This window comes from Streptomyces sp. NPDC088810, from assembly GCF_044750305.1.
Taxonomy (GTDB): Bacteria; Actinomycetota; Actinomycetes; order Streptomycetales; family Streptomycetaceae; genus Streptomyces.
In genome coordinates, this window is record NZ_JBIVJQ010000010.1 from 112,042 (window position 1) to 134,461 (window position 22,420).

Here is a 22,420-nt window from a genome sequence, read left to right on the forward strand (position 1 = left end):
CGACCGCGCGAAGGTCCGGCGTCACATCACCGTGCCGGTCGTGCCCGGGGCGGTCTGGGACGCCGACGCGCTGCTCGACGTACCCCCGGCGGAGCCGTCCGTGCCGCCGCCCGTCGTCGTGGTGCCGGTGTCGCCTCCCGTGGTGCCGTCGGTGGTGCCACCCGTGGTGCCGTCCGTCGTGCCGCCGGTGGTGCCGCCCGTCGTCCCGGTGGAGCCGCCGGCGTCGCCGCCGTCGGTGGTGCCGCCCGTGCCGCCGTCCGTCGAGCCGCCGCTGGTCGAGCCGCCCGTGGTCGTGCCGCCGGTCGTCGTGCCGCCCGTCGTGGTCCCGCCCGTGCTGCCACCGGTCGTGCCCCCCGTCGAGCTTCCGCCCGAGGAGCCCGTCGAGCCGCCCGGCCGGGGCGACTTGGACGGCGAGCCGGAGGGCGACGAGCCGGAGCGGGACGGCTCGGCGCTCTCCGACGGACGGGGTGTGCGGACCGGCGGGGCGGGATCGTCGGCCGTGCCGTACGTGCCGTCGGGGCCCGGTGACGTGGGCCGGCTGCCGACCGAACCGGTGTCCGTCGGGTCGTCGGTCACACCGCCGTCGGTCAGGCCCTGGGTCGCGGAGGGGTTGGCGTCGACCTTGCCGGCCGGGTTCCGCTCGGCGTTGTCGGGGGACGTCATGCCGAGCGTGACGACCGTGCCGAGCACGGCGGCGAGCAGCGCGCCGGAACCGGCGGCCACGACGTTGCGCCGGGCCAGCCGCCGGATGCCGCCCTTCGCCGCCGGCTGCGGGAGCCGCCGGGTGACCAGGGTGTCGCCCGCCGGGCCGTACGGCGGCGGCGTCGGCTCCTCGGGCCGCGACCGAGCCGGCTCCTCCCCCGCCGGGACCGCGGGCGGCCCGGGCACCTCGCCGGACCGGTCGGCGAGCAGGGCCAGGGCGCGGCGGCCGGCGACCGTGCCGCGCTTGTCGGCGAGGGCGCCGCGCAGCCCGCCGGAGGCCTCCAGCTCCGCGCGGGCCCGGTCGAGCTGTCCGGCGCAGAGCGCGAGGATGCCCAACTCGTGGTGGAAATAGGCTTGTTCAGTGACCTCGCCGGCCAGCCGGGAGGCCTCCGCACCGGACCGCAGGGCCCGTTCCCAGGCGCTCCAGTGGAGCCCGGCGGCGAAGGCGGGCGCGGCTGTGCGGGCCAGCCGTACCGCACTGCTCTGCTCGCCCTCGGCGGGCGGGGACGTCCGCGGTACGACGGCGGCGAGCGCGGCCAGCACCGCGTCGGCCTCCGCGCAGACCCGCTCCGGGGTGACCGAGGGATGGCCGGCCCACCAGGCGTAGTGCCGGGCGGCGGTGCGGGCGTGCTCGTCGGCGTCGTCGGCGTATCCGGCGGCCTCCAACTGGGTCTGCACGCCGGCCGCGAGCCGGTACCGGGCGCCGACCGGCGAGACCAGGCCGCAGCTCGCCAGCTCGCCGAGGGCGGCGTCCGCGTGGGTGTCGCCGACCAGCGCGGGCAGGTGCGCCTGGTGGGGTATCTCGCCGCCGAGGGCGACCGCGAAGCGGAGGGCGGCCCGGGCGGAGGCGCTCAGCCGGGAGGCGAGCAGCGGCGCGGGGGCCGCGGCCTCGCCGACGGAGGGCAGCGGAACCGCGTCCTCGAGGTCCACCGGCACGTCCGCCGGCGGGCGTACGTCCTCGAAGACGCCGTACTCGTCCACCGCGCCGGTGCTGGCCCGCAGCTCGTCGCGCTGCCGGAGCAGGGCACCGGCCTGGACGAACCGCAGGGGCAGCCCCTCGGACTCGAACCACAGGTCGCCGGCCCAGTTGGCCTCCTCCTCGGTGAGCACCCGGCCGACGGTCCGCTCCAGGATCTCCACGCCGGCGGCACGGTCGAGGCCGGCGAGGAAGACCTCCTCCACGTCGGACTCGGCGGAGGGCGCGGGCACTTCGGGGGTGGCGCCGAACAGGAACGCGCACTCGGGGGTGGCGTCGAGCAGTTCCTCCAGGGCTGTGCCGCCGAACTCCAGGTCGTCCAGGACGACGACCGCGCCGATCTCCCGGACGCCGGCGAGGAGTTCGTCCGGGTCGGGGCGGTGACCGGGGGCGTCGTAGACGGCGTGGAACAGGTCGTGCAGGAGGTCGCCGGCCGTGCGGTGGAAGCCGTTCAGGCGGACCACGCCGTCGGGGGCGAGGTCCAGGCAGTCCTCGGCGACCAGGTCGAGCAGGGCGGTGCGGCCGGAGCCGGCCGGTCCGGTGAGGCGGACGGAGCGGCCGCGGGCCAGGAGGCGGACCAGGCGTTCGCGTTCGTCCTGGCGTTCCAGCAGGGAGAGCGCCGGCTGGGCGGGGCCGGGCGGCACGGGCGGCCGGGCGGCGCGTTCGGTCTCGGCGCGCTCGGCGGCGGTGCGCTTGCGGGGGCGGCCGGGGAGCCGGGCCGGCGGGCAGGGCTCTATCTCGCTGCCGTCGACCGGGTTGACGGTCAGCTGGAGGTCGCCGGAGACGAGCTGGGCCATGCGGGCGGGCGCGGCCGTGCCCGGGGCGAAGTCGGCGGTGAGGGAGTCCCGGGGCGGGCGGCGGCTGTGCGCCTGACCGTGCTCCTCGGGTCCCGGGTTGATCGGGTCCATGGGTTCATGCCCCCCAAAAGCGTCGTGTGCCCGTGTTCCGGCCCCTCCCGGCCTTGTCGCACACCGCGCTGTCGCCTCTGGTCCGGGCCCGCTCGGTCGAGGGTTGCGAGGTGGCGGGCGACCGCACCCTAAACCTTGGCTCAGTATCTCCGACAGGGCGGGGTGCCATGCGGTCCGGGACGTCACGGTCTTGTGAGGATTTGCCCTCGCGGTGCGCTGACGTGCACTGGGGCGGGTGCGCCGGGGTCTTTCCGGTCGCCCGGTTCACCCCGAACGCGCCTCGGCCCCGCGAGCACCGCACCGCCACGAGCACCGCACCGTCGCACGCGCTTCACACCCGGGGCAGCGACTCCACCCCGATGCCGCCTTCGATGGCGAGGATGCGGTGCAGCCGGGTGGCCACCAGCAGGCGCTGCATCTGCGGGGGCACGCCCCGCAGCACCAGACGGCGACCGCAGCGGCCGGCCCGCCGGTGGGCACCCATGATCACCCCGAGTCCGGTGGCGTCCCAGGAGTCCAGTTCGGACAGGTCGAGCACCAGGTCGCCGACTCCGGTGTCGACGGCCGAGTGCAGGGCCGTACGGGCGTCCGCCGCGCTGCGGACGTCGAGGCGGCCCCCGACGACCAGCTCGGCGTGGTCGCCCCTGATGTACATATGCGCTCCCCGTTGAGTGCGGTTGGCGTACTCGGTGACGGTGCTGTGCAACGTCTGACTGTGCGGGTGGCGGTGCGGTTGCTGTTTGTAAGCGAACCGATACCGAATTCACTCCCGGGAGTGACGCTCCCGGGGTGTTCGTTCCGGGAAGGGTGACTTAGTACTTGTAGAAGCCCTGCCCGCTCTTGCGGCCGATGTCACCGGCGTCCACCATCCGGCGCATCAGCTCCGGCGGGGCGAACTTCTCGTCCTGGGACTCGGTGTAGATGTTGCTCGTGGCGTGCAGCAGGATGTCCACGCCGGTGAGGTCGGCGGTGGCGAGGGGGCCCATGGCGTGGCCGAAGCCCAGCTTGCAGGCGAGGTCGATGTCCTCGGCGGTGGCGACGCCGGACTCGTAGAGCTTGGTCGCCTCGACCACCAGGGCGGAGATCAGCCGGGTGGTGACGAAGCCGGCTACGTCCCGGTTGACGACGATGCAGGTCTTGCCCACGGACTCGGCGAACTCCCGGGCCGTGGCGAGGGTTTCGTCGCTGGTCTTGTAGCCGCGGACCAGTTCGACGAGCTGCATCATCGGCACCGGCGAGAAGAAGTGCACGCCGACGACCCGCTCGGGGTGCTCGGTGGCGGCCGCGATCTTGGTGATCGGGATGGCGGAGGTGTTGGAGGCGAGCACGGCGTCCTCGCGCACGAGCTTGTCGAGCGTGCGGAAGATCTCGTGCTTGACCTCCAGCTTCTCGAAGACGGCCTCCACGACGATGTCGGCGTCGGCTGCGGCGTCCAGGTCGGTGGTCGCGGTGATGCGCGCGAGCGCCGCCTCGGCGTCCTCCGCCGAAAGCTTGCCCTTGCCGACGAACTTGTCGTACGAGGCCTTGATGCCGTCGGTGCCGCGCTTCAGTGCCTCGTCGGTCACGTCCCGCAGGACGACCTCCCAGCCCGCCTGCGCGGAGACCTGAGCGATACCGGATCCCATGAGACCGGCCCCGATGACGGCGAGCTTCCGTGCCACTCCGACTCCCTATGAACGCGGTGAAGGTCTGCCTCTCCGGCGGACCCTAGCGCTCCGGCGCCGCTGTGTGACCGGTAAGTAACGCGCGTCACGTCTCATTTGACGGACATCACACCGCCAGGGGTCACGCCGCGGCTCGGACGGCGTAGTTGAGCACCTTTTCGCTCAACAGGTCCTCGATGTCGTCCAGGAGGACGAGTACCTCTCGTGATACTTCGGCCGGTTTGCGCCCGGCGAGCATCTCGCGGCCGATGGTGACGAAGACGGACTGGTGGATCCAGCAGATCTGACCGGCCATCAGGTCGGGCAGCGGGTCGTCGGCGGCGGCGCCGGTCTCCTCGCGCAGGGCCGCTTCCAGGGTGCCGTGGATCTCCTGCTGGAGGCTCCACAGACGGGAGCGCAGCGGCGGGGCCTCGTGGATGACCCGCATGAAGCGGTCGTAGCCCTCCATCAGGCCGACCCGGGGCGAGACCGCCTCGACCTCCCCGCGCAGTTCGCGCAGGACGGCACGCGCGGCGGACTCCCCGGCGTCCCGGCCCCGGACCCAGCGGGCCAGCCGGTCGACCATGCCGGCGGAGCGGTCGAGGAAGAGGTCCTCCTTGGCGGGGAAGTAGTTGTAGACGGTGTTGACGGAGACGTTGGCGGCCTCGGCGATCTCCGCGACGGTCACCGCCTCGAAGCCGCGCTCCAGGAACAGCCCCGTGGCCACATCCGAGATGTACTGCCGGGTCTGCCGCTTCTTCCGCTCCCTGAGCCCCTCTGCCATGCCCGCATCCTAACTTCGCTGGATACGCTGAAACCTTGGGGTCATTGCAAAATTTAAGGGACTCTGTTTTTCTGGGAGCATGACAGCAGTCATCAGCACGGCGGGCCTGGCCCGCACCTTCCAGACGAAAGCCGGCCCCGTCGACGCCGTCCGCGGCATCGACCTCACCGTCCGCGAGGGCGAGATCCTCGGCTTCCTCGGCCCCAACGGCGCCGGCAAGACGACCACCCTGCGGATGCTCACCACCCTGCTGGAGCCGACCGGCGGTGCGGCCACCGTCGCCGGCCACGACCTCGTGACCGATCCGGCCGGGGTGCGCCGGGCCAGCGGCTACGTCGCCCAGTCCGGCGGGGTCGATCCGCAGATCACCGTGCGGGAGGAGCTGGTCACCCAGGCCCGGCTGTACCGCCTGCCGAAGGCGGACGCGGTCGACCGCGCCGGGGAACTGGCCGCGGAACTGGACCTCACCGCTCTCCTCGACCGGAAGACCGGCGCGCTCTCCGGCGGCCAGCGGCGCCGCCTGGACATCGCGATGGCGCTCACGCACCGCCCGAAGGTGCTGTTCCTGGACGAGCCGACGACCGGTCTCGATCCCGGCAGCCGCGCCGACCTGTGGGATCTGGTCCGCCGGTTGTGTGACGCGCACGGTACGACCGTCTTCCTGACCACCCACTACCTGGACGAGGCCGATGCCCTCGCCGACCGCCTGGTGATCGTCGACCGGGGCACGGTCGCCGCCGAGGGCACCCCGAGCGCGCTCAAGCTCCGCTACGGCGGCTCGCTCGACGCCACCCTCCAGGACACCTTCCTCGCCGTCACCGGCCGCGGCCCTGCCCCGGCCGGCACCACCCCCGTAGCCGTTTAGGACCGGAATGCTTCTCCACGACACGGCCCTCGTCTACGGCCGCTATCTCCGTCAGTCCCTGCGCTCCCGCTTCGCCCTGCTCTTCGGGGTGCTCACGCCGCTGCTCTACCTGCTCTTCTTCGGCCCGCTGCTCACCGGTCTGCCGCTGGGCGGACAGGGCAGCTCCTGGCAGGTGCTGGTCCCCGGCCTGCTGCTCCAGCTCGGCCTGTTCGGCGCCCTGTTCGCCGGGTTCACGATCATCATCGAGAAGGGGCAGGGGGTGGTGGAGCGGATGCGGGTGACCCCGGTCAGCCGGCTCGCCCTGCTGCTCGGCCGGGTGCTGCGGGACGCCACGGTGTTCGTCTTCCAGGCGGTGCTGCTGGTACTGGCCGCGCTGGTGCTGGGCCTGCGCGCGCCGCTGGCCGGCATCCTGATCGGCTTCGCCTTCGTCGCCCTGCTCACGGTGTCGCTGGCCTCGGTGTCGTACGCGCTCGGCATGAAGGTCCGCACCCCGCAGGAGTTCGGCCCGCTGATCAACATGGTGTCGATGCCGTCGATGCTGCTGTCCGGCCTGATGCTCCCGATGACCCTGGCGCCGGCCTGGCTGGACGTGCTGTCGCACTTCGTCCCGTTCCGCTACCTGGTGGACGCCGTCCGGGACGCGTACGTCGGCCATTACACGAGCGCACACATGCTCTACGGCGTCCTGGTCGCCGTCGGCTCGGCCGCGCTGTCCGTGACGGTGGGCACACGGGTGTTCCGGACGGCCGGGGCGTAACTACGCTGGCCGTATGGTCAATCTGACGCGCATCTACACCAGGACCGGCGACCAGGGCACCACCAGTCTCGGCGACATGAGCCGGGTACCCAAGACGGACCTGAGGATCTCCGCCTATGCGGACGCCAACGAGGCGAACGCGGTGATCGGCACCGCCATCGCGCTGGGCGGCCTGGACGAGGAGATCGCCGCGGTCCTCACCCGCGTCCAGAACGACCTGTTCGACGTGGGTGCGGACCTGTCGACGCCGGTGGTGGAGAACCCCGGGTTCCCGCCGCTCAGGGTGGAGCAGTTCTACATCGACCGGCTGGAGGCGGACTGCGACCGCTTCAACGAGCGGCTGGAGAAGCTGCGCTCCTTCATCCTGCCGGGCGGCACCCCGGGCGCCGCCCTGCTGCACCAGGCGTGCACGGTCGTACGCCGGGCCGAGCGGTCCACCTGGGCGGCCCTGGAGGTGCACGGCGAGACGATGAACCCGCTCACCGCGACCTACCTCAACCGCCTCTCCGACCTGCTGTTCATCCTGGCCCGCAGCGCCAACCGGGAGGCCGGCGACGTGCTGTGGGTGCCGGGCGGCGAGCGCTAGCCCCGCTGGTCTAGTCGCCGGTGCTGCCGTCGATCTGCTCGCGCAGGATGTCGAGGTGGCCGTTGTGCCGGGCCGTCTCCTCGATGAGGTGGAGCAGGATCCAGCGCAGGTCCACCGCGCTGCCGTCCTCCCGCTTCACCTCTGCCTTGGTGTCCAGGTCCTGCGCGGCGACGAGTTCGTCGTGCCGCGCGGCCTCCTCGGCGTACTCGTCGAGCAGCCGGGACAACGGGATGCCGACGGCGATCCGCATCTCGCGGTCGGGATCCTCGTCGGTCCAGGGGCCCTCGTCCGGCTCCCCGAGGAAGACCACCCGGAACCAGTAGTACTCGACCCAGCGCAGGTGGTTGATCAGCCCGCTCAGGGTCATCAGCGGCGAGCCGGGGAGGATCGCCTTCACGGCGTCCTCGTCGGAGAGTTGCTCGCACTTGGCGCGCGCGGTGGCGCGGACGTAGGCGAGGAAGGTGGTCAGCTGGGTGCGCTCGTCCCAGGCGGGAGGCGTGTCGGTGCGTGTCATTGCCGCGATGATGTCCCCGCGTCCGCCTCGCTGTCGACAGACTTTTCGACTGAGTTCCCGCCGGACTCCGGCTCCCGCTTGGGGAACAGCGTGTAGCTCGCCGCGATCACCACGTTGATGCCGATCACCCACAGCATGCGCGTCTGCCACGCCCGCAGCGAGCCGGCGTCCCCCGCGTCGCCGACGTACCAGACCGCGCCCTGGAGCAGCGCGAGGGAGACGACCGAGGCCAGGATCCAGCGGCCGGCGACCTTCCACTCGTGCACGGCGCGGGCGGTGCCGTACCTGGGGGGTTTCACGGGAGGCGGGCCGCCGGCGAAGCGGTGGGCCACCCGGGCGTCCGCCCACCTGATGGTGGAGTGGCCGAGGCCGACCGTGAAGCCGATGTAGACCGCGGCGAGGCCGTGCCGCCAGTCCGGTTCGGCGCCGTTTCTGAGGTCGACCGCGGTGACGGCGAACAGCACGATCTCCAGGAGCGGCTCGCTCAGCAGCAGGGCCAGGCCGGTGCGCGGCATCCGGAACGCGTACCGGAAGGCCAGCCCGGCCGCCAGCAGCACCCAGAACGCCACCTCACAGGCGATGATCAGTCCGACGATCACGCTTCGCTCCCCTCGTTCACCCTTCCAGGCTCCCGGCCCGGGCCGGACGTGTCGTCGTCGGCGCAGAGGAACCCGGCGTAAGCGAAAGTCGCAGCACGGCGCCCTTCCCGGGGTGCAGGAAAGCCGCCCCGGCGGCGTGTTGGATAGGGGCATGGCCCGCATGACAGGGGGCGCGGCCCGCACGCTGCCCCGCCCGCACCGCGACGACTGGTACATCGCCGTGGGCGGACTGCTCGGCGGGGTGCTGCTGTGGCTGCCCGGCATCCATGCGCGGATGGCGGCGGACGACCTGGTGCTGTGGCACGCGCCCTGGGCCGCGCTGGTGCCGCTCGTGATCATCGCGGCGTGTGAGCCGCTGCGCCGCATCCGGCCCCGCCTCGGCCTGCTGATCGGGACCGCCGCGCTGATGGTGGACACGGTGACCGTCGGCAGCATCGCCACCGTCATGCTGTACACCGACCTGGTGTACGCGGCGGTGCTGTACGGCACCCCCGCCTCGGCCCGCCGCATTCCGTGGATCGCCGGATTCCTGACCGTTCTCGGCGTGGTCGTACCGGCCGCCCTGTGGCGGGATCCGCGCGGTCTGCTGATCGGGGTCGGGGTCGGAGTGGTGGTGCTGGCCCCCGCCGCCACCGGTGCGCTGGTGCGCGACCACCGTGACGCCGCCGAGGCCGCCCGGCTGCGGGCCGAACAGACCGCACTGCTGGCCGAAATGGACCGGAGACAGGCGGTGACGGCCGAACGAGCCCGGGTGGCACGGGAGTTGCACGATATGGTCGCCAACCACCTGTCCGCGATCGCCATCCATTCCACCGCCGCGCTCTCCCTGGACGATCCGAAGACGTCCCGGGACGCGCTGACCGTCATCCGGGAGAACAGCGTCGAGGGACTGGACGAGATGCGCCGGCTGATCGGGATCCTGCGCAGCAGCGGCGATGACCGGGAGCCTTCTGCCACGCCCACCCTGGAGGGGCTCGCCGCCCTGGTCGAGAGCGCCCGCGTCAACGGCCTGGACGTCACCCTGGACGCCGACCACGGCCGCGTGCCCGCGCCGGTCGAGCTGGCCGCGTACCGGATCGTGCAGGAGTCGCTGACCAACGCGCTCAAGCACGGGGCCGACGGGCCCGTCCGGGTCAGTCTGCGGCAGGTCGACGGCTCCCTGCGGGTGCGGGTGACCAGCCTGTACCGGCCCGGCGACCGGCCGCGCGCCCCGGGCTCGGGCGCCGGGCTCGCCGGGATGCGGGAGCGGGCCGCGCTGCTGGGCGGGCGGTTCGAGGCCGGTCCCGAGGCGGGCCGGTGGGCCGTACGCGCCGAACTTCCGCTCACCGAAGGAGACTGAGAGCATGATCCGGGTCCTGGTCGCCGAGGACCAGTCCGCCGTCCGCGCCGGGCTGGTGCTGATCCTGGGCAGCGCGCCCGACATCGAGGTGGCCGGGGAGGCGGCGGACGGGCAGCGCGCGGTGGAGCTGGCCCGCGAGCTGCGGCCCGACGTGGTGCTGATGGATGTGCAGATGCCGCTGCTGGACGGGGTGTCCGCGACCCGGCGGATCGTCGCCGAGCAGCTCGCGGACGTACTCGTGCTGACCACCTTCGACCTGGACGCGTATGTGTTCGGGGCGCTGCGGGCGGGCGCGGCCGGGTTCCTGCTGAAGAACGCCGAGGCGCGGGAGCTGCTGGAGGCGGTGCGGACGGTGGCGCGCGGGGAGCGGATCGTGGCGCCGGCCGTGACCCGGCGGCTGATCGCCGAGTTCGCCGCTGCGCCGGTACGGGGGGCGGGGGGCGATCCGGCCGTACTGGAGGCCCTCACCCGGCGGGAGCGTGAGGTGCTGGGCTGTATCGGTGAGGGGCTGTCGAACGCGCAGATCGGGGCCCGGCTGGACATGGCGGAGGGCACGGTGAAGACGCACGTCAGCCGGTTGCTGGCCAAGCTGGAGCTGCGCAGCCGGGTGCAAGCCGCCGTCCTGGCACGGGAGTTGGGGCTCTAGTCCGGCTTGCCCCGAAGTGGTCCAGACCTATTGACCTGTGGTCCAGACCTTTCTACCCTCGCAGCACCGTGGGGCATGAAGGCTCAGTCATGCCCCTGACACCCCCGACGACGAGGGAGGCGCAGCATGCGCTTCAGACACAGAGCCGCGGCAGGGTTCGCGACCCTGTTGCTCCCCCTGGCCGGCCTGGTCGGTCTCGCGAGCCCCGCCCAGGCCGCGGCGAACGCCACGGCGAGCTTCACCAAGACCAGCGACTGGGGCACCGGCTTCGGTGGCCAGTGGACCATCAAGAACACCGGCACCAGCAGCATCAGCTCCTGGACCGTCGAGTGGGACTTCCCCTCCGGCACGTCGGTCACCTCCGCGTGGGACGCGGACGTCACCGGCTCCGGCACCCACTGGACCGCGAAGAACAAGTCCTACAACGGCACCATCGCCCCCGGCGCCTCCGTCTCCTTCGGCTTCAACGGCGCGGGCCCCGGCTCCCCGTCCAACTGCAGGCTGAACGGCGACAGCTGCGACGGTACGACCGTCCCGGGCGACGCGGCCCCCTCCGCGCCCGGCACCCCCACCGCCTCCTCGGTCACCGACACCTCGGTGAAGCTCGGCTGGAGCGCGGCCACCGACGACAAGGGCATCAAGAACTACGACGTGCTGCGCGACGGCACCAAGGTCGCCACGGTCACCACCACGTCGTACACCGACACCGGCCTGACCGCCGGCACCGACTACTCCTACACCGTGCGGGCCCGCGACACCGCCGACCAGACCGGTCCGGTCAGCGGCGCGGTCAAGGTCCACACCACCGGCGGCGGCACCACTCCCCCGCCCACCGGCGACAAGGTCAAGCTCGGCTACTTCACCGAGTGGGGCATCTACGGCCGCAACTACAACGTCAAGAACCTGGTGACGTCCGGCTCCGCGTCCAAGATCACGCACATCAACTACGCCTTCGGCAACGTCACCGGCGGCAAGTGCGCGATCGGCGACTCCTACGCCGACTACGACAAGGCCTTCACCGCCGACCAGTCGGTCAGCGGCACCGCCGACACCTGGGACCAGCCGCTGCGCGGCAACTTCAACCAGCTGCGCCAGCTGAAGGCCAAGTACCCGAACATCAAGGTGCTGTGGTCGTTCGGCGGCTGGACCTGGTCCGGCGGCTTCGGCGAGGCCGCGAAGAACCCGGCCGCCTTCGCCCAGTCCTGCTACGACCTGGTCGAGGACCCGCGCTGGGCCGACGTCTTCGACGGCATCGACATCGACTGGGAGTACCCGAACGCCTGCGGTCTGTCCTGTGACACCAGCGGGGCCGCGGCCTTCAAGAACCTGATGTCCGCGCTGCGCGCCAAGTTCGGCTCGAACAACCTGGTCACCGCGGCCACCACCGCCGACGGCTCGGCCGGCGGCAAGATCGAGGCCGCCGACTACGCCGGCGCGGCCGGTTACGTCGACTGGTACAACGTGATGACGTACGACTTCTTCGGCGCCTGGGACGCCAAGGGCCCGACCGCCCCGCACTCCCCGCTCACCTCGTACGACGGCATCCCCAAGGCGGGCTTCACCACCGCCGACGCGATGGCCGCGTTCAAGGCGATCGGCGTGCCCGCGAAGAAGCTGCTCATCGGCATCGGCTTCTACGGCCGCGGCTGGACCGGCGTCACCCAGGACGCCCCGGGCGGCACGGCCACCGGCCCGGCGTCCGGCACCTACGAGCAGGGCATCGAGGACTACAAGGTCCTGAAGTCGTCCTGTCCGGCCACCGGAACCGTCGCCGGCACGGCGTACGCGCACTGCGGCAGCAACTGGTGGTCCTACGACACTCCCGCCACCATCGCCGGGAAGATGAGCTGGGCCAAGGCCCAGGGCCTCGGCGGGGCGTTCTTCTGGGAGTTCAGCGGCGACACCAGCAACGGTGAACTGGTGAACGCGATCAGCAGCAACCTGTAAAAGATCGCCTGGGGGACGTTGCCGCTCCCTCACCCAGCGAGTGAATGTGGCTACGCCACATTCACTCGCTGTCCGGGCGGAGCCGCTTCCAGCCACGCGAGGAATCCGGTCAGCGCGTCTTCGCTCATGGCGAGTTCGAGGCGCGTGCCCCGGTGCGTACAGGCCAGCACCACCATGTCCGACAGCAGCGCCAGTTCCTCCTCGCCCTCGGGCAGCCGGCGGCCGGCCACCTCGATCTGCGCCCGTTCCAGGACGCGGCGGGGACGCAGGGCGTAGGAGAAGACCCGGTACCACTCGATGCGGTCGCCGTTGTAGCGGGCGACGCCGTAGGACCAGCCCTTGCCGCCCGTGTCCGGTTTCTCGGGTACGTCCCAGCGCAGCGAGCAGTCGAAGGTGCCGCCGGAGCGTTGGATGAGCCTGCGGCGCAGCCCGAACAGGAACAGCCCCACCACCACGAGCGCGACCACGATCCCGCACACAGTCAGAGCGAGGACCATCGGCACCGACCTCCTCGTCTCCTAGGTAATGGAACGGAAAAAACACCCGCATCTACTTCAGCCGCGGCTGGGACCGTAAGGTCCCAGCCGCGGCTGAGTCATGTCAACGTACAGCGCGCGGCTAGCGCGCCGCCGCAGCACGCAGTCGGACGTCCGCGCGGCGTTCGGCGGCGGCGTCGCCCTCCGCCTTCGCGCGCTCCAGCTCCCGCTCCGTGCGCTGGACGTCGATCTCGTCCGACAGCTCGGCGATCTCGGCCAGCAGCGAGAGCTTGTCGTCCGCGAACGAGATGAAACCGCCGTGCACCGCGGCGACGACCGTTCCACCATCACTCGTACGGATGGTCACCGGGCCCGACTCCAGCACACCGAGCAGCGGCTGGTGACCGGGCATGACGCCGATGTCGCCGGACGTGGTGCGCGCCACGACCAGGGTGGCCTCGCCGGACCAGACCTGGCGGTCGGCGGCGACCAGCTCGACGTGCAGCTCAGCAGCCAAGGGTGGCTCCTCGGGTCACCACCCGGCGGGGGTGCCGGGTGTTGGGGTCAATTCTAGTGGGCGTGAGTGAGGGGGCGGGACGCACCCGCCCCCTCATATGAGCACGGGGCTCAGGAGACGCCCAGCTCCTTCGCGTTCTTCTTGAGGTCCTCGAGACCACCGCACATGAAGAACGCCTGCTCCGGGAAGTGGTCGTACTCGCCGTCGCAGATCGCGTTGAACGCGGCGATCGACTCGTCCAGGGGCACGTCCGAACCGTCCACGCCGGTGAACTGCTTGGCGACGTGGGTGTTCTGGGACAGGAAGCGCTCCACACGACGGGCCCGGTGGACGACGAGCTTGTCCTCTTCGCCCAGCTCGTCGATACCGAGGATCGCGATGATGTCCTGGAGGTCCTTGTACTTCTGCAGGATCGTCTTCACGCGCATGGCCGCGTTGTAGTGGTCCTGCGAGATGTAGCGCGGGTCCAGGATCCGGGACGTGGAGTCCAGCGGGTCCACGGCCGGGTAGATGCCCTTCTCGGAGATCGGACGGGACAGAACCGTCGTCGCGTCGAGGTGGGCGAAGGTGGTGGCCGGGGCCGGGTCGGTCAGGTCGTCGGCGGGGACGTAGATCGCCTGCATCGAGGTGATCGAGTGACCGCGGGTCGAGGTGATGCGCTCCTGCAGGAGGCCCATCTCGTCGGCCAGGTTCGGCTGGTAACCCACCGCGGACGGCATACGGCCGAGCAGCGTGGAGACCTCGGAACCGGCCTGCGTGAAGCGGAAGATGTTGTCGATGAAGAACAGCACGTCCTGCTTCTGGACGTCACGGAAGTACTCGGCCATGGTCAGGCCGGCCAGCGCGACGCGCAGACGGGTGCCCGGGGGCTCGTCCATCTGACCGAAGACCAGCGCGGTCTTGTCGATGACGCCCGAGTCGGACATCTCCTCGATCAGGTCGTTGCCCTCACGGGTGCGCTCACCGACACCGGCGAACACGGAGACACCGTCGTGGTTGTTGGCGACACGGTAGATCATCTCCTGGATGAGCACCGTCTTGCCGACGCCGGCGCCGCCGAACAGACCGATCTTGCCGCCCTTGACGTACGGGGTCAGCAGGTCGATGACCTTGACGCCGGTCTCGAACATCTCGGTCTTCGACTCGAGCTCGTCGAAGTTCGGGGCCTTGCGGTGGATGGACCAGCGCTCGCCCTCGTACTGCTCGTCGACGTTCAGCACCTCACCGAGGGTGTTGAACACCTTGCCCTTGGTGAAGTCGCCGACCGGGACGGTGATGCCGTCGCCGGTGTCGACGACCGGGGCCTGGCGGACCAGACCGTCGGTCGGCTGCATGGAGATGGTGCGGACCAGGCCGTCACCCAGGTGCTGGGCGACCTCCAGGGTCAGCGTCTTCTTCTCGCCCGCGTTGGCCGGGTCGGCGACCTCGACGTGGAGGGCGTTGTAGATGTCCGGCATCGCGTCGACGGGGAACTCCACGTCGACGACCGGGCCGATGACCCGGGCGACGCGGCCCGTAGCCGTCGCGGTCTCAACAGTGGTGGTCATTATCGGTCACTCCCCGCGGTCGCGTCGGCCAGGGCGCTCGCGCCACCGACGATCTCGCTGATTTCCTGGGTGATTTCGGCCTGGCGGGCCGCGTTGGCAAGACGGGAGAGCGTGTTGATCAGCTCGCCCGCGTTGTCGGTGGCCGACTTCATCGCGCGCCGCGTGGCGGCGTGCTTCGAAGCGGCCGACTGGAGCAGCGCGTTGTAGATGCGGCTCTCCACATAGCGCGGCAGCAGGGCGTCGAGGACGTCTTCCGCCGAGGGCTCGAAGTCGTACAGCGGGAGGATCTCACCCTTGGGGTGAGCCTCCTCGGCGACCTCTTCGAGGCGCAGCGGCAGCAGCCGGGCGTCGAGCGCCGTCTGCGTCATCATCGAGACGAACTCGGTGAAGACGATGTGGAGTTCGTCCACGCCGCCCTCGGCCGTTTCCTTCTCGATGGCCTCGATCAGCGGCGCCGCCACCTTCTTGGCGTCCGCGTACGTCGGCTCGTCCGTGAAGCCCGTCCACGACTCCGCGACCTTGCGCTCACGGAAGTTGTAGTGGGCCACACCGCGCCGGCCGACGATGTACGTGTCGACCTGCTTGCCCTCGCGCTCCAGGCGCTCGGTCAGCTGCTCCGCCGCCTTGATGGCGTTGGAGTTGAAGGCGCCGGCCAGACCACGGTCGCTCGTGAGGAGCAGGACCGCGGCACGGGTCGGGTTCTCCGCCTCCGTGGTGAGCGGGTGCTTGGTGTTCGACCCCGTACCGACCGCCGTGACCGCGCGCGTCAGCTCGGTCGCGTACGGCGTGGAGGCCGCCACCTTGCGCTGCGCCTTGACGACGCGCGAGGCGGCGATCATCTCCATCGCCTTGGTGATCTTCTTGGTCGCGCTGACGGATCGGATGCGACGCTTGTAGACCCGGAGCTGGGCTCCCATGAGTCAGGTCCCTTCCTTACGTCACTTGGCGGCAGCGGCAGGAGTGTCCTCGCCGAGCAGCTTGCCGTCGCTCGTCTCGAACTGCTTCTTGAAGTCCGCGATCGCGTCGGCGACGGCCGTGAGCGTGTCGTCGGACATCTTGCCGCCCTCGCGGATGGAGGTCATGAGGCCCTGCTCCTTGCGGTGCAGGTACTCCAGCAGCTCCTTCTCGAAGCGGCGGATGTCGGCGACCGGCACGTCGTCCATCTTGCCGGTGGTGCCGGCCCACACGGAGACGACCTGGTCCTCGGTGGACATCGGCTGGTACTGGTCCTGCTTCAGCAGCTCGACCATGCGCTGACCGCGCTCCAGCTGGGCCTTCGAGGCCGCGTCCAGGTCGGAACCGAAGGCGGCGAACGCCTCCAGCTCACGGAACTGGGCGAGGTCGACACGGAGGCGGCCGGAGACCTGCTTCATCGCCTTGTGCTGCGCGGAACCACCGACTCGGGAGACGGAGATACCGACGTTCAGCGCGGGACGCTGACCGGCGTTGAACAGGTCCGACTCCAGGAAGCACTGGCCGTCGGTGATGGAGATGACGTTGGTCGGGATGAACGCCGAGACGTCGTTGGCCTTGGTCTCGACGATCGGCAGACCGGTCATCGAACCGGCACCCATGTCGTCGGAGAGCTTGGCGCAGCGCTCCAGCAGCCGGGAGTGCAGGTAGAAGACGTCACCCGGGTAGGCCTCACGGCCCGGCGGGCGGCGCAGCAGCAGGGACACGGCGCGGTAGGCGTCGGCCTGCTTCGAGAGGTCGTCGAAGATGATGAGGACGTGCTTGCCCTCGTACATCCAGTGCTGACCGATGGCCGAACCGGTGTAGGGCGCCAGGTACTTGAAGCCGGCCGGGTCGGACGCCGGGGCGGCGACGATGGTCGTGTACTCCAGCGCGCCGTTCTCCTCCAGCGCGCGGCGCACGCCGGCGATGGTGGAGCCCTTCTGGCCGATGGCGACGTAGATGCAGCGGACCTGCTTCTTCGGGTCGCCCGAGCGCCAGTTGTCGCGCTGGTTGATGATCGTGTCGACGGCCAGGGCGGTCTTGCCGGTCTGGCGGTCACCGATGATCAGCTGACGCTGGCCACGGCCGATCGGGGTCATCGCGTCGACGGCCTTGTAGCCGGTCTCCATCGGCTCGTGCACCGACTTGCGCTGCATGACCGTGGGGGCCTGCAGCTCGAGGGCGCGGCGGCCGGACGTCTCGATCTCGCCGAGGCCGTCGATCGGGTTGCCGAGCGGGTCGACGACACGGCCGAGGTAGCCCTCGCCGACCGCGACGGAGAGGACCTCACCGGTGCGCGTGACCGGCTGACCCTCCTCGATGCCGCTGAACTCGCCCAGGACGACCGCACCGATCTCGCGCTCTTCCAGGTTCAGCGCGAGACCGAGGGAGCCGTCCTCGAACTTCAGCAGCTCGTTCGCCATGGCCGAGGGCAGACCCTCGATCTTGGCGATACCGTCGCCGGCGACGGTGACCGTACCGACCTCCTCGCGCGAGGCCGCGTCCGGCTTGTACGACTGGACGAAGTTCTCCAGCGCGTCCCGGATCTCCTCCGGCCGGATCGTGAGCTCCGCCATCTGGGTTCCCTGCTCTCCTTGTTGGGCCCGAAGTTTCACTTTGGGGGGATGGGGACTCCCCCCAACAGGAGGTGAATCCTCTGCACGGCCCAACCAGGGCCGTAATTACGTACTACTTTTCTCGAAATATCGAGTTGCTGTCGGCTAGCTCGCCATGCGGCGGGCGGCCTCGTCCAGCCGGTCCGCGAGGGAGCCGTTGATGACCTCGTCACCGACCTGCACCCGGATGCCGCCGACGACCGCGGGGTCGACGTCGAGGTTCAGGTGCATCCGACGCCCGTAGAGCTTGGTCAGGGCGGCGCCGAGGCGCTGCCTCTGCCCGTCGCTCAGCGGCACCGCCGAGGTGACGACGGCGACCATGCGGTTCCGGCGATCGGCGGCGAGCTTGGACAGGGACTCCAGTCCCGCTTCCAGGCTACGTCCACGCGGGGCGGTGGCCAGGCGCGTCACCAGACGCTCGGTGGCCGGCTTGGCCCGCCCGCCGAGGAGCCGGTGCAGCAGCTCGGTCTTGGCCGAGGTGCCGGCGGCACGGTCGGTGAGCGCGGCGCGCAGCTCGGTGCTGGAGGAGACGATCCGGCCGAACCGGAACAGCTCGTCCTCGACGTCGTCGAGGGTGCCGGTCTTCTCCGCGGCCGTGAGGTCGGCGATGCTCGCCAGCTCCTCCAGCGAGTCCACCAGGTCGCGGGGCTGCGACCAGCGGGACCGGGCCAGTCCGGACACCAGGTCGGCGGTGGTGCCGCTGACCTGGCCGCCGATCAGGCGCTGGACCAGCTGCGCCTTCGCCTCTCCGGGCTGCGCCGGGTCGGTGAGGACCCGGCGCAGGCCGGCCTCGCGGTCGAGCAGCGCGGTGACGGCCGCCAGCTCGTCGGCGAGCTGCACGGCGTCCACGGACGTGGAGTCCGTCAGCGCGTCGAGACGCTCACGTGCGGCTGCCAGGGCCTCGCGGCTCGCTCCGTTCATCGCGTGGCCTCGGCCTTCTCCTCGAGCTCGTCGAGGAAGCGGTCGATCACACGGCTCTGGCGGGCGTGGTCCTCGAGGGACTCGCCGACGAGCTTGCCGGCCAGGTCGGTGGCGAGCTTGCCGACGTCCTGACGCAGCGCGGACGCGGCGGCCTTGCGGTCGGCCTCGATCTGGGCGTGACCGGCGGCGACGATCTCCTCGCGCTGCCGCTGGCCCTCGGCCCGCATCTCGGCGATGAGCGCGGCACCCTGCTCCTGCGCCTCCTGGCGCAGGCGCGCGGCCTCGTGCCGAGCCTCGGCGAGCTGTGCCTTGTACTGCTCAAGGACGCTCTGGGCCTCGACCTTCATGGCGTCGGCCTCTTCGATGCCGCCTTCGATCGCCGCGCGACGCTCCTCCAGAACCTTGTTGATGTTCGGAAGCAGCTTCTTCCAGAAGAAGAAGAACACGATGGCGAAGGCGATGGTGCCGATGAGCAGCTCGGGCCCCGGAGGAACGAGCGGGTTCTGCTCCTCCTCGGCCGCGAGCGCAACCAGGTTGGCGATCACATCAGTGCCTTTCGTCGATTCGTGTCAGGTAAGTGCTGATTACTTACCGAACACGAACGGCATAACGATGCCGATGAGGGCGAGCGCCTCACAGAAGGCGAAGCCCAGGATCTGGTTGGCACGGATCAGACCGGCGGCCTCGGGCTGACGGGCCAGGGCCTGGGTGCCGTTACCGAAGATGATGCCGACGCCGATGCCGGGGCCGATCGCGGCGAGGCCGTAACCGATGGAGCCGACGGAGCCGTGGACGCCGGTTTCAGCAGCAAGGGTCTGGAGAGCGGACATGCCGGTTCTTCCTTCTCTTTCATGGACCGGTGGGGGTTGGCCACCGGACGACTGGGGGTTTGGGGGCGGTGGTACGACTCAGTGGTGCTCGGCGAGAGCGCCCTGAATGTAGGAGCAGGCGAGGAGTACGAAGACGTACGCCTGGACGGCCTGGACGAAAAGCTCGAAGAGGATCATGGCCATCGTCATCACGAAGGAGACGCCGGCGGCCGGGACCATCCAGCTGTTCAGCAGGTACCAGGAGGCCACGGTGAACATGGCCAGCATCAGGTGACCGGCGAACATGTTGGCGAAGAGTCGCACCGCGTGCGTGAACGGGCGCACCAGCAGGTTCGAGAAGAACTCGATGACCATGACGAGCGGCAGTACCGGGCCGAGCGACTTGTCGTAGCCGGTGACGTTCTTGAAGAAGCCGACGAAGCCGTGGCGCTTGAAGGTGAGCGCGACCCAGGTGACGTAGACGATCGCGGCCAGCACCGCCGGGTACGCGATGATCGAGGAGACCGGGAACTGCGCGAGCGGGACCACGGACCAGACGTTCATGATCCAGATGAAGAAGAAGAGGGAGACCATGAGCGGCACCCACTTCTCGCCCTCGCGCTTGCCGAGCGTCTCGTACACGATGCCGCGGCGCACGAAGTCGTAACCGGCCTCGCCGATCATCTGGAGCTTGCCCGGGACGACCTTGGCCTTGCCGAAGGCGGCCCAGAAGAAGCCGACGACGAGCACGGTGGTGATGAGCGCGAGCAGCATCACCTTGTTGAACTCGAAGCCCCCTACCGTGCCGATCGGCTTGAACAGGAAGGAGTGCAGGCCCGGAGCCGGGAAGCCACACCCGTTGTCGGACATGATCCGACAACTCCAGTCGAAGGCGAGCTGGGTCTGGTCAGCACTCACCGCGGGCTCCTTCGGCGTGACGCATAGGTACGGCAACCTCGTTGTGTCGGCGCGGCGCATGGCCGCGGATCGGCACCGGACTGGTGTTACGGATGTGGGGGCGGCTGAGGGGCATCGAGCCTCGCGATCGAGCAGGCGTCAGCTCAGATGCCCGCGCCCGCGATGCCGCAGTTGGCACCGGACGATAGCAGGAGATCTCACAGGCCTTTATCCCGCCCCTACCCCTCACGGCTTCGGCCCTGTCTTCTCGGGCTTCTCACTCTTCGCGGAGTCCGGGTCGACGTAGAAGATCTTGGCCTTCATGTGCGCGCGTGCCTGCGCGGCCATCCACACGACGGTCGCGACGACGAGCGACAGCGCGAACGTCTTCGCGTTGAAGAGGGAAGTGTCCTTGAAAACAGCGACGAAGATCAGGAGGAGCAACAGCTGCGCCATGTAGAGCATGAGCCCCATGGCCTGGAAGAGCTGCGGGAGCGTTTTTGCCGTCCACTGCAGCACGAGGAGGCCGACTCCCATGAACAGGACGGCCAGCACCGTGCCGACAGCCGCGCCGAGCGCACCCTTGCCCCCCGCGACCGCGGCGCTCACGGCGACGGCGATCGCGCCTGCGACCGCTGTGGGCACAGCGATCCGCAGTAGGTTCCGGGCGTCATTGGACGGCATGGCGGCAACTCCGCTTTCACAGGGGGCAGGTGTCGTCATGGACGAGCGTAGTCCCGGGCTGAGTGATCGAGACCTCACACCAATGGACCGTCGCACTCAGGTCCTTCGGTTCTATCCGGGGTTCTCGTGAACCGTATCACAAACTATTTGATGAGGTCTTTACCTGCTGGGTGTGCTTGCTGTCACACATGAGAGTGGCAGTGCGCGTCTGTGCAAAAACCGAGCCGACTTGTCTGGTATGGGGGCGTTCGCTCCCCCACGAGTTGGCAATGCTCTAGTCAGATTCTTACCTTGGACGTCAACGGCGATCGAGGAATCGTGACCTGGCGCCGATCGCGGTCGCCCCGTTGACGCCCGAGACACCCGCCGCGACCGGAGACCGTTCCCCGCTGCCCGGAGCCTCCGCTTCCGTGGCCGTGGCGGCCTCCGCCGCCGCCACGGCCTCGGGCGCCCGGCGCCGCCTGCGGTACCGCGGCGGCACGAACCGCTGGGCCCACACCGGCACCCGCGGGGTGAAGCGCGGGAGCAGCAGCAGGACCAGGCCCACCGCGCTCAGGAAGACCACGCCCAGCACGATCCACATGGACGCCGAGTTGACGGAGTACGCGAGCGCACCGAACCCGATCAGCGCCGACCAGAAGTACATGATCAGCACGGCCCGGCTGTGCGAGTGGCCGATCTCCAGCAGCCGGTGGTGCAGGTGCCCGCGGTCGGCGGCGAACGGCGACTGGCCGCGCCAGGTGCGGCGGACGATCGCCAGCACCAGGTCGGCGGCCGGCACCGCGATGATCGTCAGCGGCAGCAGCAGCGGGATGTAGACGGGGACCGTCTGGTGGACCGCCGCCTTCTCCGAACCGGTGAACAGGGCGAGCGCGTCCGGGTCCACCTGGCCGGTGATCGAGATAGCGCCGGCCGACAGCACCAGGCCGATCAGCATCGAGCCCGAGTCGCCCATGAAGATCCGCGCGGGGTGCATGTTGTGCGGCAGGAAGCCCAGGCACATGCCCATCAGGATGGCCGCGAACAGGGTGCCGGGGGCGGCGGCCTCGATGCCGTACGAGTACCAGATCCGGTAGGCGTACAGGAAGAACGCGCCCGCCGCGATGCACACCATGCCGGCCGCGAGACCGTCCAGGCCGTCCACGAAGTTCACCGCGTTGATCGTGATGACCACCAGGGCGACCGTCAGCAGGGTGCCCTGCCACTGGGTCAGGGCGACGTTGCCGACGCCGGGGATGGGCAGCCACAGGATCGTCAGACCCTGCATGACCATCACGCCCGCGGCGATCATCTGGCCGCCCAGCTTGATCAGCGCGTCGATCTCGAACTTGTCGTCCAGGACGCCGATCAGCCAGATCAGGGCGGCCCCGGAGAGCAGCGCCCGCGGCTCGTTCGACTTCGCGAAGACCTCGTTGAGGTTGGTCAGGTGGTCCGCGACCAGCAGGCCCGCGCACAGTCCGAAGAACATGGCGATACCGCCGAGGCGCGGGGTGGGTTCCCGGTGCACGTCCCGGGCCCTGATCTCCGGCATCGCCCCGGCCACGATCGCGAACTTGCGTACCGGCCCTGTCAGCAGATACGTCACCGCGGCCGTGATGCAGAGCGTCAGCAGGTATTCACGCACGGGCTTCCCCACAGGTCTCGCTGGCCATCACAGCCTCACACCCTAGCGACGGACGCATATGGATGAGGACTTCCGGGTAGCGACGATGGTTGCACGCCCGGCTGTGCAC

The 22,420-nt window shown here is 70.1% G+C and carries 23 protein-coding genes; 6 read left to right on the plus strand and 17 right to left on the minus strand.

What is annotated here, in order from left to right:
- Nucleotides 1-21: 21 nt before the first annotated feature.
- The 4 genes from ACIP4Y_RS28325 to ACIP4Y_RS28340 all read right to left on the minus strand — a co-directional run bounded on the left by ACIP4Y_RS28325 (nt 22) and on the right by ACIP4Y_RS28340 (nt 5,013).
- Nucleotides 22-2,586, minus strand: coding sequence for an ATP-binding protein (locus ACIP4Y_RS28325; RefSeq protein ID WP_401398560.1), 2,565 nt, complete (start codon nt 2,584-2,586; stop codon nt 22-24).
- Between the two features lie 331 nt (nt 2,587-2,917).
- Nucleotides 2,918-3,241 (minus strand): STAS domain-containing protein, encoded by a 324-nt coding sequence (locus ACIP4Y_RS28330; RefSeq protein ID WP_030656141.1) that lies wholly within the window; start codon nt 3,239-3,241, stop codon nt 2,918-2,920.
- Between the two features lie 157 nt (nt 3,242-3,398).
- Nucleotides 3,399-4,247, minus strand: a complete 849-nt coding sequence (locus ACIP4Y_RS28335) for a 3-hydroxyacyl-CoA dehydrogenase family protein (RefSeq protein WP_401398562.1) — start codon at nt 4,245-4,247, stop codon at nt 3,399-3,401.
- 124 nt (nt 4,248-4,371) lie between these two features.
- Complete coding sequence (locus tag ACIP4Y_RS28340; protein WP_401398563.1) at nt 4,372-5,013, minus strand: TetR/AcrR family transcriptional regulator; 642 nt, start codon at nt 5,011-5,013, stop codon at nt 4,372-4,374.
- A gap of 79 nt (nt 5,014-5,092) precedes the next feature.
- Here ACIP4Y_RS28340 and ACIP4Y_RS28345 point away from each other — a divergent pair, with 79 nt between their 5' ends.
- Genes ACIP4Y_RS28345 through ACIP4Y_RS28355 form a run of 3 tightly spaced genes read left to right on the plus strand, consistent with a single transcriptional unit; the run spans nt 5,093 to nt 7,221 of the window.
- The gene (locus tag ACIP4Y_RS28345; RefSeq protein ID WP_401398565.1) at nt 5,093-5,878 is read left to right on the plus strand and encodes an ABC transporter ATP-binding protein; all 786 of its coding nucleotides are present in this window, start codon (nt 5,093-5,095) and stop codon (nt 5,876-5,878) included.
- 7 nt (nt 5,879-5,885) lie between these two features.
- Complete coding sequence (locus tag ACIP4Y_RS28350; RefSeq protein WP_401398567.1) at nt 5,886-6,635, plus strand: ABC transporter permease; 750 nt, start codon at nt 5,886-5,888, stop codon at nt 6,633-6,635.
- A 13-nt stretch (nt 6,636-6,648) separates the two neighbouring features.
- On the plus strand, nt 6,649-7,221 hold the full coding sequence (locus tag ACIP4Y_RS28355) for a cob(I)yrinic acid a,c-diamide adenosyltransferase (RefSeq protein ID WP_401398569.1): 573 nt from the start codon (nt 6,649-6,651) through the stop codon (nt 7,219-7,221).
- A gap of 10 nt (nt 7,222-7,231) precedes the next feature.
- Here ACIP4Y_RS28355 and ACIP4Y_RS28360 read toward each other — a convergent pair whose 3' ends face one another.
- Nucleotides 7,232-7,735: a DinB family protein gene (locus ACIP4Y_RS28360; protein WP_401398571.1), complete on the minus strand. Its 504-nt coding sequence runs from the start codon at nt 7,733-7,735 to the stop codon at nt 7,232-7,234.
- A complete protein-coding gene (locus ACIP4Y_RS28365) occupies nt 7,732-8,334 on the minus strand; it encodes a hypothetical protein (protein ID WP_401398573.1) in 603 nt (200 codons plus the stop codon). The genes ACIP4Y_RS28360 and ACIP4Y_RS28365 overlap by 4 nt, the downstream gene beginning before the upstream one ends.
- 151 nt (nt 8,335-8,485) lie before the next feature.
- On the opposite strand from ACIP4Y_RS28365, the gene ACIP4Y_RS28370 reads away from it, so the two are divergent.
- From ACIP4Y_RS28370 to ACIP4Y_RS28380, 3 genes are all read left to right on the plus strand, one after another.
- Nucleotides 8,486-9,673 (plus strand): sensor histidine kinase, encoded by a 1,188-nt coding sequence (locus tag ACIP4Y_RS28370; RefSeq protein WP_401398575.1) that lies wholly within the window; start codon nt 8,486-8,488, stop codon nt 9,671-9,673.
- Nucleotides 9,674-9,677: 4 nt separating this feature from the next.
- The gene (locus ACIP4Y_RS28375) at nt 9,678-10,319 is read left to right on the plus strand and encodes a response regulator (RefSeq protein ID WP_401398577.1); all 642 of its coding nucleotides are present in this window, start codon (nt 9,678-9,680) and stop codon (nt 10,317-10,319) included.
- Nucleotides 10,320-10,445: 126 nt separating this feature from the next.
- Nucleotides 10,446-12,266, plus strand: coding sequence for a glycosyl hydrolase family 18 protein (locus tag ACIP4Y_RS28380; protein ID WP_401398579.1), 1,821 nt, complete (start codon nt 10,446-10,448; stop codon nt 12,264-12,266).
- 50 nt (nt 12,267-12,316) lie between these two features.
- Here the strand turns inward: ACIP4Y_RS28380 and ACIP4Y_RS28385 are convergent, their stop codons facing one another.
- From ACIP4Y_RS28385 to ACIP4Y_RS28435, 11 genes are all read right to left on the minus strand, one after another.
- A complete protein-coding gene (locus tag ACIP4Y_RS28385) occupies nt 12,317-12,763 on the minus strand; it encodes a DUF2550 domain-containing protein (protein WP_358640113.1) in 447 nt (148 codons plus the stop codon).
- A 121-nt stretch (nt 12,764-12,884) separates the two neighbouring features.
- Entirely contained in the window at nt 12,885-13,259 is a 375-nt protein-coding gene (locus ACIP4Y_RS28390) for a F0F1 ATP synthase subunit epsilon (protein WP_067129289.1), read from the minus strand.
- A gap of 110 nt (nt 13,260-13,369) precedes the next feature.
- A complete protein-coding gene (atpD, locus tag ACIP4Y_RS28395) occupies nt 13,370-14,806 on the minus strand; it encodes a F0F1 ATP synthase subunit beta (RefSeq protein ID WP_014675014.1) in 1,437 nt (478 codons plus the stop codon).
- The gene (locus ACIP4Y_RS28400; protein WP_401398582.1) at nt 14,806-15,723 is read right to left on the minus strand and encodes a F0F1 ATP synthase subunit gamma; all 918 of its coding nucleotides are present in this window, start codon (nt 15,721-15,723) and stop codon (nt 14,806-14,808) included. Before ACIP4Y_RS28400 ends, atpD begins: the two co-directional genes overlap by 1 nt.
- 21 nt (nt 15,724-15,744) lie before the next feature.
- Nucleotides 15,745-17,337, minus strand: coding sequence for a F0F1 ATP synthase subunit alpha (atpA, locus tag ACIP4Y_RS28405; protein WP_358640119.1), 1,593 nt, complete (start codon nt 17,335-17,337; stop codon nt 15,745-15,747).
- Between the two features lie 144 nt (nt 17,338-17,481).
- Nucleotides 17,482-18,297, minus strand: a complete 816-nt coding sequence (locus ACIP4Y_RS28410) for a F0F1 ATP synthase subunit delta (protein WP_401398585.1) — start codon at nt 18,295-18,297, stop codon at nt 17,482-17,484.
- Nucleotides 18,294-18,842 (minus strand): F0F1 ATP synthase subunit B, encoded by a 549-nt coding sequence (locus ACIP4Y_RS28415; protein ID WP_358640123.1) that lies wholly within the window; start codon nt 18,840-18,842, stop codon nt 18,294-18,296. The genes ACIP4Y_RS28410 and ACIP4Y_RS28415 overlap by 4 nt, the downstream gene beginning before the upstream one ends.
- A gap of 39 nt (nt 18,843-18,881) precedes the next feature.
- The gene (gene atpE, locus ACIP4Y_RS28420) at nt 18,882-19,127 is read right to left on the minus strand and encodes an ATP synthase F0 subunit C (RefSeq protein ID WP_014675009.1); all 246 of its coding nucleotides are present in this window, start codon (nt 19,125-19,127) and stop codon (nt 18,882-18,884) included.
- Between the two features lie 78 nt (nt 19,128-19,205).
- Entirely contained in the window at nt 19,206-19,976 is a 771-nt protein-coding gene (gene atpB, locus ACIP4Y_RS28425; protein WP_401398740.1) for a F0F1 ATP synthase subunit A, read from the minus strand.
- 273 nt (nt 19,977-20,249) lie between these two features.
- Nucleotides 20,250-20,687 (minus strand): hypothetical protein, encoded by a 438-nt coding sequence (locus ACIP4Y_RS28430; RefSeq protein WP_358640125.1) that lies wholly within the window; start codon nt 20,685-20,687, stop codon nt 20,250-20,252.
- A gap of 298 nt (nt 20,688-20,985) precedes the next feature.
- Complete coding sequence (locus tag ACIP4Y_RS28435) at nt 20,986-22,311, minus strand: MraY family glycosyltransferase (protein WP_401398588.1); 1,326 nt, start codon at nt 22,309-22,311, stop codon at nt 20,986-20,988.
- Nucleotides 22,312-22,420: the final 109 nt, after the last annotated feature.

What these genes read in the sequence shown, in the direction of transcription:
- ACIP4Y_RS28330 (WP_030656141.1), bottom strand. Translation starts at nt 3,241, where the DNA reads ATGTACATCAGGGGCGACCACGCCGAGCTGGTCGTCGGGGGCCGCCTC.
- atpA (WP_358640119.1), bottom strand. Translation starts at nt 17,337, where the DNA reads ATGGCGGAGCTCACGATCCGGCCGGAGGAGATCCGGGACGCGCTGGAG.
- ACIP4Y_RS28400 (WP_401398582.1), bottom strand. Translation starts at nt 15,723, where the DNA reads ATGGGAGCCCAGCTCCGGGTCTACAAGCGTCGCATCCGATCCGTCAGC.
- ACIP4Y_RS28375 (WP_401398577.1), top strand. Translation starts at nt 9,678, where the DNA reads ATGATCCGGGTCCTGGTCGCCGAGGACCAGTCCGCCGTCCGCGCCGGG.
- atpB (WP_401398740.1), bottom strand. Translation starts at nt 19,976, where the DNA reads ATGTCCGACAACGGGTGTGGCTTCCCGGCTCCGGGCCTGCACTCCTTC.
- ACIP4Y_RS28340 (WP_401398563.1), bottom strand. Translation starts at nt 5,013, where the DNA reads ATGGCAGAGGGGCTCAGGGAGCGGAAGAAGCGGCAGACCCGGCAGTAC.
- ACIP4Y_RS28410 (WP_401398585.1), bottom strand. Translation starts at nt 18,297, where the DNA reads ATGAACGGAGCGAGCCGCGAGGCCCTGGCAGCCGCACGTGAGCGTCTC.
- ACIP4Y_RS28430 (WP_358640125.1), bottom strand. Translation starts at nt 20,687, where the DNA reads ATGCCGTCCAATGACGCCCGGAACCTACTGCGGATCGCTGTGCCCACA.
- ACIP4Y_RS28385 (WP_358640113.1), bottom strand. Translation starts at nt 12,763, where the DNA reads ATGGTCCTCGCTCTGACTGTGTGCGGGATCGTGGTCGCGCTCGTGGTG.
- ACIP4Y_RS28370 (WP_401398575.1), top strand. Translation starts at nt 8,486, where the DNA reads ATGGCCCGCATGACAGGGGGCGCGGCCCGCACGCTGCCCCGCCCGCAC.
- ACIP4Y_RS28350 (WP_401398567.1), top strand. Translation starts at nt 5,886, where the DNA reads ATGCTTCTCCACGACACGGCCCTCGTCTACGGCCGCTATCTCCGTCAG.
- atpD (WP_014675014.1), bottom strand. Translation starts at nt 14,806, where the DNA reads ATGACCACCACTGTTGAGACCGCGACGGCTACGGGCCGCGTCGCCCGG.
- ACIP4Y_RS28355 (WP_401398569.1), top strand. Translation starts at nt 6,649, where the DNA reads ATGGTCAATCTGACGCGCATCTACACCAGGACCGGCGACCAGGGCACC.
- ACIP4Y_RS28360 (WP_401398571.1), bottom strand. Translation starts at nt 7,735, where the DNA reads ATGACACGCACCGACACGCCTCCCGCCTGGGACGAGCGCACCCAGCTG.
- ACIP4Y_RS28345 (WP_401398565.1), top strand. Translation starts at nt 5,093, where the DNA reads ATGACAGCAGTCATCAGCACGGCGGGCCTGGCCCGCACCTTCCAGACG.
- atpE (WP_014675009.1), bottom strand. Translation starts at nt 19,127, where the DNA reads ATGTCCGCTCTCCAGACCCTTGCTGCTGAAACCGGCGTCCACGGCTCC.
- ACIP4Y_RS28325 (WP_401398560.1), bottom strand. Translation starts at nt 2,586, where the DNA reads ATGGACCCGATCAACCCGGGACCCGAGGAGCACGGTCAGGCGCACAGC.
- ACIP4Y_RS28380 (WP_401398579.1), top strand. Translation starts at nt 10,446, where the DNA reads ATGCGCTTCAGACACAGAGCCGCGGCAGGGTTCGCGACCCTGTTGCTC.